The organism is Parerythrobacter lutipelagi (assembly GCF_005434975.1).
Classification (GTDB): Bacteria; Pseudomonadota; Alphaproteobacteria; order Sphingomonadales; family Sphingomonadaceae; genus Parerythrobacter_A; species Parerythrobacter_A lutipelagi.
This window is the reverse complement of the sequence record NZ_SKCJ01000001.1, coordinates 1,547,505-1,561,702: the sequence shown is the minus strand read 5'-3', so window position 1 is coordinate 1,561,702 and position 14,198 is coordinate 1,547,505. Positions and strand designations below refer to the sequence as shown.

Here is a 14,198-nt window from a genome sequence, read left to right as displayed (position 1 = left end):
CAGTCGCACATGACCGCAATGCCAATCAGTTTGGTTAGCAGGCCGTCGGCGCAGACTAGTGCCGGTTCGGCCCGAGATAGCCGAACAGATAGGCCGCCACCTTGCGCATCTGGATCTCCTCCGCACCCTCGGTGATGCGATAGCGGCGGTGGTGGCGGTAGATATGCTCGAACGGTTTGTGGCGGGAATAGCCGATGCCGCCATGCACCTGCATCGCACGGTCGGCGGCCTGGCACACCAGCCGGTTCGCCCAGTAATTGCACATGGAAACCTTGTCGGAAATGGTCCGCTCGATCTCCTCATGCGGCATGTTGTCCATTTCCCACGCGGTCTTGTAGATCAGCAGGCGGAGCATTTCGCACTGGGTCGCCAGTTCGACCAGTGGAAACTGGATCGCCTGGTTTTTCGCCAGCTCCTCGCCGAATGGTTTACGCTCGCGCGCGTATTTGACGCTTTCGTCGACGCAGAACTGCGCCGCTCCCAGGCTGCTCGCCGCTTGCCGAATGCGGTTTTGGTGGACGAAACTCTGCGCCAGCGCGAGGCCGCGCCCTTCCTGCCCGAGGATCGCGCTGTCCGGCACCCAGACATTGGTAACAGACAGACGCGGGTGGTCGGTCGGCATGTTGAAGGTCCACATCCACTCCTCGATCTCCAGCCCCTCGGTCGGGTTGGGGACAAGGAAGCAGGTGATCCCGCGCGCATTGCCATCCTCGCCGTCGGTGCGGGCGAACATTGCGCAATGGGTCGCGACATGCATGCCGGTGATCCACATCTTCTCGCCGTCGATCCGCCAGCCATCCACCCCGTCGCGGGTCTCGCGCACGGCCCTGGTTTCCATGTGGGTCGCATCGCTGCCGTGGTCCGGCTCGGTCAGGCCGAAGGCGACGCGCCTAGTCCCCTCGAACCCGCCGAGGATAAATTCCTGCTTCTGCGCCTCGGTGCCGAAATGCTCGAACATGGCGACGAAGGGGAAATTGCCGACGATGCTGTGTTCGTTCTGCAAATCGTTGTGCAGCCCCAGCCCGCGCCGGGCAAAGCGGTCGCGGATGACCGCCATCCAAAGGTTGGAGCCGTCCTTGCCGCCGTATTTCTTGGGCGCGGAGAAGCGCCAGTGGCCAGCTTCGTCTGCGGCCTTGCGCGCTTGGCGCAGCAGGTCTTCCCATTCGTGGCGCGGCAGACCGCCCTTGTCCCAATCGGTCCGGGCATGTTCGCGGCGATGGTCGAAGAAGCGGATGTTGTCATCCTTCGCCACCAGCGGCTCGATCTCCGCCTCGATAAAGGCGACAAGCTCGGCGTAGTAGTCTTCCAGATCCTGCGGGATGGTGAAGTCCATCGGTTATTCCTCTCCGGTCCATTTTTTTCGCGCGATGGCCAGCGCCGGGTATTTTGGCACGTCCGCTGCCAGCTTGTTGAGAGCTTGCCATTTGATCCGTTCGACCAGGCCCTTTTCCGCGACAGACCGCTCCCCGCACAGCAAGGCCTGAGCGAGCTCCCGATCTTCGGCTGACGCCTTGTTCTCATCCTGCCGCGCGATCATGCCAAGGGCATTGCGCGCGACGGCCAACTGGAAACGATCATGCCCCTCCATCCGGTCCTTGATCGACACCAGCCACTCCGAAATCGCGGTGGCAATCTCGCCAGAGCTGGCTTCGCCTTTTCGCGCATAGCGGTCGTGGGCGTCATTCACTGCGGTGCGGCTCGCAAAGAGTTCGTCGGCTTCGTCGAACAGCAGCAGCAGGTCGAGCTCCTGCTCGCTGGTCCGGCGCGAGATTACGACGCGTTCGAGCATCCGGTCCTCGCCGCGGCGCCAGAAGTCGGCCATGCGGATGCAGCCCAAGGCCCACCACACGGTGCGATAGACCGACCAGAAACGGAACCGCGCCGGGTCGACGGTGCGCCCGCTCTCCGCCTCATAGGAAGTGAAGTAGTCCTCGAGACTGCCCAGCCCCAGCGCCGGGCGATCGTAGCGGGCGAAGCGCCACACCGGCATGCAGCCGAAAGCGAGGTCTTCATGGGGGTCGCCGAAATGCGCCAGTTCCCAGTCGAGCACGCCGGTCAGGTGGCTGTCCTCGCACAGAATGTTGCCCAGCCGGTAGTCACCATGATTGAGCACCGGCTCGATCCGGTCAGGCACATTGTCCATCAGCCAGCGCAAGCCCAGCGCAATGATCGGCCGGTCGCCGCCCGCCTCCTCGAACTGCTGGCACAGTCCCTCGATGCCTTCGCGGTAATCGAGTTCGGGCACATCAGGCGGTACATCATCGCGCCCCAGCGAATGGATCCGGGCCAGGTCGCGTGCCACTTCGCGCAAGATCCGATCGGGCCGTTCCATAATCAGTATCTGGCGCGGATCGGGTGTGCCGGGCAGCGCGCGCATCACGAAGCCGCTGCCGATACCGTCATCCGGCTCCAGCACAGTTACAACTTCCGGCGCGGTGACCCCGGCCATTCGGGCCGCTTCGATAATCGCCGCTTCGGTGGCATGGCCGAACGGGCGGTCGTGCATAAATGCCAGGCTGGGGGCTCGGCGCAGCACAAAGGCATCGCCGCCTGCCTCGAACCGCCAGCTTTCCATCGTCGCCCCGCCGGTCAGACGGCTGAGGGCTCTCGGCGCTGCGAGTCCCGCCCGGTGCATCGTTTTGCCAAGGCCCGATACGAGTGCATCGGCGCTCAGATTGCTCTCTCCCATCTTGGCTGTGTTGCAGGCAGTAGTGGCGCGCACAAGCTGCGAATAACAATGTAAACGGGCGAAAAGCAGCCATTCGCGGCGCTCACGCAAGATTTGGTCGCTTGAGCGACACTTTTCGTCGTGATTGTGCTTGCTGGAAAGACTTTAGCGGGGTTAATGTTTTACAAAGGATAACATGGGTACGCTGGGCGGATGCTAATGGGACTGAAACAGCTCAAGACACTTGGTGCGGGCCTTGCGCTCGGCCTTGTCGCACTCGCTCCTGCGCAGGCGCGAGCCAGCGACTCAAATGATCTGCAAGCTGCTTTTGACAGCACCTTCGGCACACAGGAACGCGACCCCCAGACATTCGAGGCCCTCTACGAGAATGGTTTCGAGCAGCGCATCGCGCAGCTCGCCAATGGATCGGATGGAAGGATCGGCGTCTATGCGATGGATCTTTCGACCGGACAGGAAATCGGGATTCTGGCAGATCAGCGTTTCCCGATGGCGAGCACCAGCAAAGTTGCGATTGCAGCGACCTATCTTGCCGGTGTCGACAACGGGCGCTGGAGCCTGACGAGCGAATTCCGCTTGCCGCGCAGGGGTGGCGGGTATGTACCGGCCCATACTCTACTCGACCTGATGATCAGCAAGAGCTGCAACGATTGCACCGACGCGTTGCTCAGCGCTGTGGGCGGCCCGTCGGCAGTAAACGCCTGGATGCGCAACGCAGGTATCGGGGGCTTCCAGCTCAACCGCGATATTGCCACGCTGATCCGCGACGACGGGAAGCTCGATCCGGCCTCCAGAGTCGATTCGCGGGACAGCGCGACGCCGCGCGCAATGGGCCAGTTGCTGGCGGGAATTCATCAGGGCCGCTGGCTCAGCGCATCCTCGCGGCGCGTCCTGCTCAATGCAATGGCAGAGACAACGACGGGCAAGAACCGGATGCGCTCCGCCTTGCCGATGCATGCCAACCTGGCGCACAAGACCGGGACGCTCAGCCGGACCGCTAGCGATATCGGGATTTTCTACACGCCTGACGGGCGCGCCATTGCGGCGGCGATTTATGTCACCGGGCAAAGCCCGTCGCTCGCAGTAGAAAACGGCAGCCGGAGTGAAAAGCTTAGCGCAAGGCGCCAACGCGACCAGCGCATCGCCAGCATCACCGGCGCATTGTACAATGGCTTCGCCGCAAACCGCGGCAACGGTCGGGTCTATGCCGACGCCGCATATGGCGGAGAATAGAAGGCTGGGTGCTGAATGGGGGCAGACTGCCAGCTTGCTTGTGATCTGATTTGCAGACCCGGCACATAAAGAAAGGGCGGCGCCTCTCGGCACCGCCCTTCTTTGTTCACACGAAGTGAAGCGCGCTATTAGTCAGCAGCAGCTTCAGCTTCGGTTTCGCCTTCGACAGCTGCTTCAGCTTCGGTAGCAGCTTCTTCAGCGCCTTCAGCCATTGCGTCGGCGCCTTCGGCCATTGCGTCGGTTGCTTCGTCAGCAACTGCATCAGCGTCGGCAGCAGCCGAATCGGCGGTTGCTTCAGCAGCTTCCTGAGTGCCTTCCGAGCAAGCAGCGAGCGAGAGAGCAGCGGCCGAAGCAGCAGCGATAAGAGCGATCTTACGCATAAATATAATTCCTTAGTCAGCGAGTGAGTATCGCAAGCCCCCCTAAGGAACCTGCGCGAAACCGTCCTTGTGGCCGATCTCGTGGACTGTAAATAGTGGCGAGATTGTGACCTTGCAAGCGATTTCGCCATATTTCGCCTTTTTTTTGCCTTATTTCGGCCAAAGTCTTGGATTCCTGCGGGTTACAGCCGATTGCCGCCAGAGCGGATAAACCCCCGCTTTCCGGCTGACCGCGCCGCAGCGGGCTGCTAAGCGCGAATCATGGCAGAAAACACAACGGCAAATCGGCAACATCTCTATCTGGTCGACGGATCGGCCTATATCTTCCGTGCCTACCACCGGCTCCCGCCACTGACCGACCCCGAAGGCACGCCGGTCGGCGCAGTCTATGGCTACACCACCATGCTGTGGAAGCTGGCCGACGATTTGGACAAGGCCGACGGCCCGACCCATCTGGCCGTCGTGCTCGACAAATCGAGCCATTCGTTTCGCAACGAGATTTACGACCAGTACAAGGCCAATCGTCCCGATCCGCCGGAAGATCTGGTGCCGCAGTTTCCGCTGATCCGCGACGCCACCCGGGCGTTCAGCCTGCCGCTGATCGAAGAGCCGGACGTCGAGGCCGACGACATGATCGCATCCTACGCCCGAGCCGCACAGGAAAAGGGCTGGCACGTCACCATCGTCAGTTCCGACAAGGATCTGATGCAGCTCGTCGGCGAGAAAGGCGGCGCGAAGATCGACATGCTCGACACGATGAAAGGCGCGCGGATCTACATCGAGGAAGTCGAGGAGAAATTCGGAGTCCCGCCCGAGAAAGTTGGCGATGTGCTCGCTCTGATGGGCGACTCGGTCGATAATATCCCGGGTATCTTCGGTGTCGGGCCCAAGACAGCGAGCAAGCTGATCGCTGAACATGGCGACCTGACCGCCGCGCTCGATTCGGCCGATGAAATGAAGAAAAGCAAGCTCAAGGAACGCCTGCTCGAGCACCGCGGAGATGCGGAACTGAGCCGCGTCCTGGTTACGCTGAAGGAAGATTGCGGCCTGCCGATCGATATCGAGGACATGGCGCTCGATGGAGTGCCGCTGGAACCGCTCGCCGCATTCCTTGAAAAACACGGCTTCACCAGCTTGCTGCGGCGGCTCGGTGCAGGGTCGGGCAGCCCCGACCGGCCGAACAATCTCAACCCGGCAAAGGCCGAGAACAAAGGCGCCGACGCAAGCGCCGAAGGCAGCCGGCAACCACCCCCCGATTTCCCCGCTATCGACCGGTCCGCCTACGAAACCGTGCAGACCCGCGAAGCGCTCGACGCATGGATCGAGCGGGCATTTGCCGCGCGGCGGATCGCGGTCGACACGGAAACCAGCAGCCTCGATGCGATGCAAGCGGAACTCGTCGGAATCAGCCTAGCGACCGGCCCCAATGCGGCGTGCTACATCCCGCTGGGCCATGGCGGCACTGACATGTTTGCAGAGAAACCGCAGCAGCTGGACCGCGCCGAAGCGCTGGCGGCCTTGGCCCCGCTGTTCACCAGCGATGCGGTTCTGAAGGTGTTCCAGAACGGCAAATACGATCTCAACGTCCTCGCCCGCTACGGCGCCAATGTCACCCCGATCGACGACACGATGATCATCAGCTTCGCGCTCGATGCAGGGCGCAGTCTGGACGGTATCGGCGGAGGCCACGGAATGGACGAGCTTTCGCAGCGCCACCTCGGCCACACGCCGATCCCGTTCAAGGAAGTGTGCGGCACCGGCAAGAAGCAGATCCCGTTCGGCGAAGTCCCGCTCGACAAGGCGACCGAATATGCCGCCGAGGATGCCGATGTGACCTGGCGGCTGCACAAATTGCTCAAGCCGCGGCTGGCGGTGGAAGGCGGGACCACGGTTTACGAGCGGGTCGACCGCCCGCTGATACCGGTGGTGGCGCAGATGGAACGGCACGGGATCAAGGTCGACCGCGCCCGCCTGTCCAGACTGTCGGAAGAATTCGCGACTGAGACCGGCAAGCTCGAAAAACAGATCCACGAGATTGCAGGAGAAGAATTCACCATCGGCAGCCCCAAGCAGCTGGGCGATATCCTGTTCGACAAGCTCGGCTACAAGGGCGGGCGCAAGGGCAAGAGCGGGCAGTTTTCGACCGATCAGGCGATTCTGGAACGTTTGTCGGGCGAAGGCGCGGCAATTGCGGACAAAGTGCTCGAATGGCGCCAGCTGTCGAAACTGCGTTCCACCTATACCGAAGCCCTGCAGGCGGCGATCAACCCCGGTACCGGGCGGGTGCACACCAGCTACAGCCTGGTCGGTGCACAGACCGGGCGGCTCAGCTCGACCGATCCGAACCTGCAAAACATTCCCATCCGTACGCCGATCGGGCGGCAGATCCGCGAAGCCTTTGTGCCCGAAGACGGCAACGTGCTGCTCGCCGCCGACTATTCGCAGATCGAGCTGCGGCTGGCTGCGCATATGGCGGATGTGCCGGAACTGAGGGAAGCGTTCGAGCACGGCGAGGACATCCACGCGCGCACCGCGAAGGAAATGTATGGTGAAGTCGACCGTGACACCCGCGCCAAGGCGAAAACGATCAACTTCGCCATCCTCTACGGTATCTCGCGGTGGGGCCTGGCCGGGCGGCTCGGGGTCGAGCCTGACGAAGCGCAGGAAGTGATCGACACCTATTTCAAGCGTTTCCCGGGCATCCAGAGCTACATCCACGAGACGCTCGAGACCGTGCGCGAGCGCGGCTATTCGGAGACGCTGTTCGGGCGCAAGACGTGGTTTCCGCGGATCAATTCGAAGAACCAGGCGGAGCGGCAGGGCAGCGAACGCGCTGCGATAAACGCCCCGATCCAGGGCACCAGCGCCGACATCATCAAACGCGCGATGGTCCGCATGATGCCCGCGCTCGAGCAAGCCGGGCTCGGCGATGTAAAGATGCTGCTGCAAGTGCATGACGAACTGGTGTTCGAACTACCCAAGGATTGCGTCGAAGCGGCATCACCGATCATCGAGCAGGTGATGGCATCCGCAGCCCAGCCGGCGGTAAAGCTGGATGTGCCGCTGGGGATCGAGATCGGCACCGGCATGAGCTGGGACGCAGCGCATTAGGAGCTGAGGGTAATAGGCTGGCGGGGCAAATTGGCCCGGTTTGCTGTGCTCACGTCGACTACCGAAGGCCGGGATGGGCTGGGAAGCCGACGCTAGGGCTTCCCATCGAGTGAGCGACGAAATGCTCGCCAATAAGATGCGAGATTAATTCCGACTACGGTCGCTGCCCAAGCAATGCTGAGCCAAAGCCAAAAATACCAAACTAATCCGCGAGACCAGCCGATCTCATCCGTGATAATAAGAGGCGCGAATGGTACGAGCGCCAGCAGGAAGAACTTGGCATCGATACGTTCGGATTTGGCGAAGCCGGCAACCCGATTGCAGCCCGCAACACCCTCGCATCCGCAATCCGCCCCCAGATAAATCCGCTCACCGGCTTGCCCCGGTCACCGCCTTCGGGAATCACTCGCCTATGGCGATTCTTTCCGACAAGTGGATCCGCGAAAAGGCGCAGAACGAAGGCATGATCGAGCCGTTCGTCGAAGCGCAGCGGCGTGAAGGCGTGATCAGTTACGGCCTGTCGAGCTATGGCTATGACGCGCGGGTCGCACCGGAATTCAAGATCTTCACCAACGTCAATTCGTCGACGGTCGACCCGAAAAAATTCGATGCGGACAGCCTGGTCGACCGCGAAACCGATGTGTGCATCATCCCGCCCAACAGCTTCGCGCTGGCCCGCACGGTCGAGTATTTCCGCGTGCCGGAAGATGTGCTGGTGATCTGCCTCGGCAAGAGCACTTATGCGCGCTGCGGGATCATCGTGAATGTCACTCCGCTGGAGCCGGGCTGGGAAGGCAATGTGACGCTGGAGTTTTCCAACACCACCCCCCTGCCCGCCAAAATCTATGCCAACGAGGGCGCGTGCCAGTTCCTCTTCCTGCAAGGCAATGAACGGTGCGAGACGAGCTACAAGGACCGCGCCGGCAAATACATGGGCCAGCGCGGCGTAACGCTACCAAGGCTATAGGGCCGCGGCTGTGATGGCAGACGCTCCGCTCTTCGACCGCTGGCGCAGCCGCTCTCCGCATTACGACGACAGCCACGAGGCCGTATGCGGCAGCGTGCGCGCCTTTGTGACGCGCGAGATCCTGCCGTTTGTCGACGAGTGGGAGGCGGCGGGGGAATTGCCGCGCGACTTGCATCGCAAGGCCGCCAAAGCAGGTGTGCTCGGCCTCGGCTATCCGGTTGAATATGGTGGCAGCGGCGCGCTGGGGACCGCATCTGGTGTAGGGGACGATTTCGATATCTTCCACTCGCTGGTCCAGTCGGAAGAGCTGTGCCGCCCCGGCGCGGGCGGCATCCCAGCCTCGCTGCAAACTCACGGGATCGGTCTGCCGCCGGTGCTGGCTGCGGGCAGCGAGGAGCTGAAGCAGAGGATCGCGCCGCAAGTGCTCTCGGGCGAGAAGATCATCTGCCTCGGCATCACCGAGCCGGGCGGCGGGTCCGATGTCGCCAATCTGAAAACACGGGCGGAGCGGCGCGGCGACCACTATATCGTCAACGGGGCCAAGACGCTGATCACTTCGGGCATGCGCGCGGATTATATCACGCTGGCGGTGCGCACGGGCGATGCGGGCATGGGCGGTGTCTCGCTATTGCTGGTGGAGACCGACACAGCGGGTGTGACCCGGACGAAGCTCGACAAGATGGGTTGGCATGCGTCCGACACCGCGACGATCCATTTTGACGATGTCAAAGTGCCTGCGGACAACCTGATCGGCGCGGAGAATGCCGGGTTCGGGCCGATCATGCGCAATTTCAACGGCGAGCGGCTGGGCATGGCGCAACAGGCTGCGGCCTATTCCCGCGTGTGTTACGAGGATGCACTCGACTGGGCGCGGACACGCGAGACCTTCGGCAAGCCGCTGGTGACCCGGCAGGCGATCCGTCACAAGCTGGCGCGGATGCTGCAGATGATCCAAGCGACGCAGGCGATGATCGACCACGCGGCGTGGACGGTGAAGACAGGCTGCGCCTTCCCCGGCGACTTCGCCCTGCTCAAAGTGCAGGCGACCCAGACGATGGAATATTGCGCCCGCGAGGCATGCCAGATCCTCGGCGGTGCCAGCTTCGTCCGCGGCAGCCGCGTCGAGCGTATTTATCGCGAAGTCCGCGTGATGGCGATCGGCGGCGGCTCGGAAGAGATCATGTACGATCTGGCGAGCCGCCAGTTCGGGTTTTGAGGGTGGCGATCAGCGACTTAAAAACCCTATAGGCCCTTTGTCGTCCAGATCAGCATCGGGTAAATTAACTCGATGCCATGGCGTTGGATTCAAAGCCTATTGATCCTGATCTGGATCGATCGGCAGGCTATTGTCGAATGGAATTCTCTGAATGCAGTAATCGAACTTCTCTCGTTCACTCTCTGGCGGAAATTGCTTTGCGCAATTTGCCAGCACTCTGTCGCGCTCATCTGCCGCGAGCGGAGTTTTTTCGAGTGGGACTGCTTTCGACACCTGGTCATGAAGCGTTTGCCGTTGTGCTTGCACTTCTGTCGTTCGATCTTCTTTGCACCCCAACAAAAGCAAAACAACTAGAAATGTCAGCGCATATTTCATGCCATAGTTTCTATACAGAAATATCTCTCCTTACAACAGTGATCCGGAGAGCTATCTAAATAAAATGACTTTGGTTTGATTTACATATCAAGTGTTTAACCAATAACGAATTGAAATTGGGGGGTCTATCCCCTTGGCATAGGTATCGCGGGGTAACCCTCTGACTCCCTGAACGGCGCGGCATAGTTTCAGCGCCTTAGTTCAAGGGGGTAGACCCCCAAATTTAAGGCTATGTTTCATGATGATGAAACCCCGGAGACATAGTACTTGGCAACAGTTCCGGGGACACAACACTCAACTCGCGGTCATAGCCGGTATTTTCCTACAAGGCCCGTATCCGCTAAGCTTGCGCCCGCACTGCCTTAGCGTCAGATCCAACCGCCAAGCCACCGCATCGCCGCGCGCTGTGTGAGGGCATTTTGCAGCCCCCGCACCGCGAGGAGAATCTCCCAATGCAAAAGTCACACCTCCAGCGCCGCATTGCCGATCAAACCACTGTATTTGCATGGAACCTCCCAAAGGTCACGGGTTTACAAACACGCTTCCGTGTCCCACTTCGCCGCCGAGCCTCGATCGGTTCGCTGTCTGCCGATGGCCATGACGTAGCGGCTTTGACTCTCTCGCACGCCAAGGGCATCACTGCATGCAAAGGAGAGTTCACATGAGCAAGGCAGCACGCGAGTTCGACATCATCGTCTATGGCAGCACCGGTTATACCGGGCGGCTGGTCGCAGAGTATCTCGCGCATCACTATGCGGGCCGCGACGACGCGCCGAAATGGGCGATGGCGGGGCGCAGTCTCGACAAGCTGGAGGCGGTGCGCGATGAAATCGGGGCGCCGAAGGACACGCCGCTGGTGGTCGCCGATGCGGACGAGCCCGCGAGCCTCAAGGCGATGTGCGAACGCACGAAGGTCGTGCTGACCACGGTTGGCCCATACCAGCTCTATGGCGATGCGCTGGTCGCGGCCTGTGTCGAAACCGGGACCGACTACGCCGATTTGTGCGGCGAGCCGGGCTGGATGCGCGAACAGATCGACCAGCATCACGAAGCGGCAAAGGCTTCCGGCGCGCGCATCGCTTTCTCCAGCGGGTTTGATTCGATTCCGTTCGATCTCGGCGTGCTGATGCTGCAGAAAGAAGCCGTCGCGAAATTCGGCAAGCCCGCGCCGCGGGTGAAAGGGCGCGTTCGCGCCATGCAGGGCACATTCTCCGGCGGGACCGCAGCCAGCCTGACCGAGACGATGAAAGCGGTCGCGAAGAACCCCAAGCTGATCCCGATCCTGCAGAGCCCGTTCGGCCTGACCCCGGGTTTCGAAGGCCCCAACCAGCCCAACGGCCTGGTGCCGACCTATGACAAAGAGCTGGGCAAATGGGCCGCGCCGTTCATCATGGCGACGATCAACACGAAGAACGTCCACCGGACCAATTTCCTGCGCGGTTTCCCCTATGGCGAGGACTTCAAATACGACGAGATGATGCTCACCAGCCCGGGCGAGGCGGGCAAGGCGGCGGCCAATGCGGTGGCGGAAATGCTCAAGAACCCGTTCGGCGCGAAGCCGCCCAAGCCCGGCGAAGGTCCGAGCAAGGAAGAGCGTGAAAACGGCTATTACGACGTGCTGTTCATTGGCGAGATGCCGGCCGACGAAGACGGGAACGCCGAGACCCTGCACTACGGGGTGAAAGGCAAGTACGATCCCGGCTATGGCTCGACCAGCCGCATGCTGGCCGAAACCGGCATTGCCCTGCTGTCATGCGACGCGGACGGCGGCATCGGCACTCCCGGCTCGTTCCTGGGCGAGGCGTTGGTCGACCGGCTGCAAAAGCACGCCGAGATCAGCTTCGCCTTGGAAGATTAAGCGGCGAACCTAGAAGCTGGCGCGCAAGCTGACCTTGAAGTTGCGGCCAGCCAGCGGGACGTAGTCTTTCGTGAAGCTGGCGTGGCGGCGACCTTCTACGTCGAAGATGTTGTCGGCCTGAAACAGCACGGTGAGATTGTCGTCGCCGATAAAGGGTTTCCACGCGAGCGACGCGTTGACGAAGGTGAAGCTTTTGGTCGGCGTTTCGAACGCGGCGACGCGATCTTGCCCATCGTTGTACTGGACCTCTATCCGCCCGTCGAAGCGCGACGTCTGCGCCTCCAGCGCGCCGAGCAGGCTGAGCGGCGGAATGCGCGGGATCGGCGATCCGTCGGCGAGTTCCGCCTTAATGTAATCGCCGCGCAGATCGGCTGCGATGGTCAGATCGCTGTTGTCGAAGATGGTGTAGTAAATCTGCCCTTCGATGCCGAACCAGTCGGCGTCCGACTGGCCGTAAACGAAGATCGGCAGGTCATCTTCCTCGCCGCCGGTGGCAGTCAGGAAGACATAGTCGTCGAACCAGTTGCGGTAGACGGCAACACTGACGCTGGCCGGTCCGGCACGTCCGCGGATAAAGGCCTCCACGCCCAGCGCGCTTTCAGGCGACAGGTCGGGGTCCCCGATCTCGAATGCCTGGGTTGCGATGTGCGGGCCGTTTGAAAGCAATTCCTCCGCGCTAGGTGCGCGTTCCGCACGGCTGGCGTTGATCCCGAAGCGCAGTCCGTCGCTGGTTTCGTGCGACAGGCCGAGCGCGCCGGAAAACGTATCAAAACTCCGCCGGAAACCGGCCACCTGCGATTCGACATCGGTGGTTTCCCAGCGTCCGGCTGCTTCGAGCTCGACGGCGCCCAGGTCGATTTCCTGCAATGCGAACAGCGCGAACTGCTCGGTGCGGTTCTTAGGAACATAGGCTTCCGCACCATTCGCGTCGAAATCACGGAAGTAATATTGCGTGCCGAGCGAGCCGTACCACCCGCCCCGCGGATTCTGTTCCAGAACCGCGCGTGCTTCCAGGCCCTGGACGTCGAACACAGTGCCGACCTCATCGCCTTCGAATTCCGTGTGGGTATAGTCGCTGAAACCAACCCGTGTCTTGAGCGATTTGAAGAAACCATCGCCGAGCGCGAGTTGTCCGCGCAAGTCGGCCCGGAACTGACGCAGATCGATCGAGACGGTTTCCTCGCCTTCTTCACCGCCCGCCTCTTCTACTTCATCGCCTTCTTCGCCGTGATGATGACCGGCGCCGGGGCGCGTCGGCACGCCGTAATTGGTGTCGTATATGCCGATCGACGCACCGAGATTGCTGTCGCCCTCGAAGAAGGCAAAACCGGCATTGGTGGTCCAGGTGCGGGTTGCACTGTTGGGCAGAAAACCTCGTTGACCGGCCGCTTCGCGCAGTTCCTCGGCTTCTTCAAACTCGCCTTCGGCTTGTTCCTCATCTGCCTCTGCGAGCAAATCCGCCCGGAGCAGCGGCGATATGGCAAAGCCGGCAATGTCCGCGTCATCCGTATCGCGATAGCTGCCATCGAGGTGGAGCACGAAGCGCGAACCGAGCGGAAAATCGAGCGACGCCCCGCCTTCCAGCAAGTTGTAGGCGGTATCGGCAGAGGCCGTTGCATCGACATGGAAAGCTTCATTGAGCTTGCGCTGCGGGATCCGCTTGTCGATCACGTTGACCGCGCCGCCGATCGCTTGGCTGCCATACAATAGGACAGCCGATCCGCGCAGCACTTCGATACTTTCCGCTGTCAGCGGGTCGATTGTTGTCGCGTGATCGACAGAAGTGTTCGAGACATCGATCGAGCCGATGCCGTCGACCAACACGCGCACTCTTTCTCCCTGAAATCCGCGCAGAACAGGTCGCGAGGCCCCGGGAGAAAAGCTGGTCGCCGAAACGCCGGGCAGGTCGACCAGAACTTCGCCGATTTGCGTGTCGAGACTGCGCTGAAGTTCGATACCCTCAACAACCGAAGTGCCCGCAAGCACATCGAGCTGCGTCACGCCGATCGCGGTGACCACCAGCTCGCCGAACCGGTCGTAGCGGCGGTCATGAAAATCATCCGACACTTTCTCGGCTTCAGCAGCTTTGTCGGCCGTATCGTCCTGCGCCGCAGCTGGCTGTGCAAACGCCAGCGACAGTAGCGGCAAAGCCAGGATGGAGCGGTTCATCTCGGGAAATCTTGCAGCGGCCACAGCGCCCTCTTTATGTTACAACGTTACACGCGAGTTAGTCCGGTACGGCGAGGATGCAAGCGGTAACTGCGACAAACCGTCGATTCCCGTCGCCAGACGGCATTCTTGACTGAAATACACCTTGGGCTGAGCCCAATGACCGCTCACTGAACGACCCGGCCCGAAACACGCGGCGTGCA

General features: G+C 61.4%; 10 protein-coding genes. 5 read left to right on the top strand and 5 right to left on the bottom strand.

Going from position 1 to position 14,198, the window contains the following annotated elements:
- Nucleotides 1-55 precede the first annotated feature (55 nt).
- Complete coding sequence (locus tag E0502_RS07715; protein WP_137677314.1) at nt 56-1,333, bottom strand: acyl-CoA dehydrogenase family protein; 1,278 nt, start codon at nt 1,331-1,333, stop codon at nt 56-58.
- Nucleotides 1,334-1,336: 3 nt separating this feature from the next.
- A complete protein-coding gene (locus E0502_RS07710) occupies nt 1,337-2,689 on the bottom strand; it encodes a phosphotransferase (RefSeq protein WP_137677313.1) in 1,353 nt (450 codons plus the stop codon).
- A 198-nt stretch (nt 2,690-2,887) separates the two neighbouring features.
- On the opposite strand from E0502_RS07710, the gene E0502_RS07705 reads away from it, so the two are divergent.
- On the top strand, nt 2,888-3,919 hold the full coding sequence (locus E0502_RS07705; RefSeq protein ID WP_137677312.1) for a serine hydrolase: 1,032 nt from the start codon (nt 2,888-2,890) through the stop codon (nt 3,917-3,919).
- A gap of 128 nt (nt 3,920-4,047) precedes the next feature.
- Here E0502_RS07705 and E0502_RS07700 read toward each other — a convergent pair whose 3' ends face one another.
- A complete protein-coding gene (locus E0502_RS07700) occupies nt 4,048-4,299 on the bottom strand; it encodes a hypothetical protein (RefSeq protein WP_137677311.1) in 252 nt (83 codons plus the stop codon).
- Nucleotides 4,300-4,560: 261 nt separating this feature from the next.
- Between E0502_RS07700 and polA the strand changes: the two genes are divergently transcribed.
- From polA to E0502_RS07685, 3 genes are all read left to right on the top strand, one after another.
- Nucleotides 4,561-7,410, top strand: coding sequence for a DNA polymerase I (gene polA / locus E0502_RS07695; RefSeq protein ID WP_137677310.1), 2,850 nt, complete (start codon nt 4,561-4,563; stop codon nt 7,408-7,410).
- Nucleotides 7,411-7,822: 412 nt separating this feature from the next.
- Nucleotides 7,823-8,377 carry a dCTP deaminase gene (gene dcd / locus E0502_RS07690; protein ID WP_137677309.1) on the top strand — a complete coding sequence of 185 codons (555 nt, stop codon included), beginning with the start codon at nt 7,823-7,825 and terminating at the stop codon, nt 8,375-8,377.
- Between the two features lie 13 nt (nt 8,378-8,390).
- Nucleotides 8,391-9,593, top strand: a complete 1,203-nt coding sequence (locus E0502_RS07685) for an acyl-CoA dehydrogenase family protein (RefSeq protein WP_137677308.1) — start codon at nt 8,391-8,393, stop codon at nt 9,591-9,593.
- Nucleotides 9,594-9,689: 96 nt separating this feature from the next.
- On the opposite strand, the gene E0502_RS07680 is transcribed toward E0502_RS07685, so the two are convergent.
- Nucleotides 9,690-9,968 carry a hypothetical protein gene (locus E0502_RS07680; RefSeq protein WP_137677307.1) on the bottom strand — a complete coding sequence of 93 codons (279 nt, stop codon included), beginning with the start codon at nt 9,966-9,968 and terminating at the stop codon, nt 9,690-9,692.
- A gap of 661 nt (nt 9,969-10,629) precedes the next feature.
- Here E0502_RS07680 and E0502_RS07675 point away from each other — a divergent pair.
- Nucleotides 10,630-11,826, top strand: coding sequence for a saccharopine dehydrogenase family protein (locus tag E0502_RS07675; RefSeq protein WP_137677306.1), 1,197 nt, complete (start codon nt 10,630-10,632; stop codon nt 11,824-11,826).
- Between the two features lie 9 nt (nt 11,827-11,835).
- Here the strand turns inward: E0502_RS07675 and E0502_RS07670 are convergent, their stop codons facing one another.
- Nucleotides 11,836-14,019, bottom strand: a complete 2,184-nt coding sequence (locus E0502_RS07670) for a TonB-dependent receptor (protein WP_338047312.1) — start codon at nt 14,017-14,019, stop codon at nt 11,836-11,838.
- Nucleotides 14,020-14,198 lie beyond the last annotated feature (179 nt).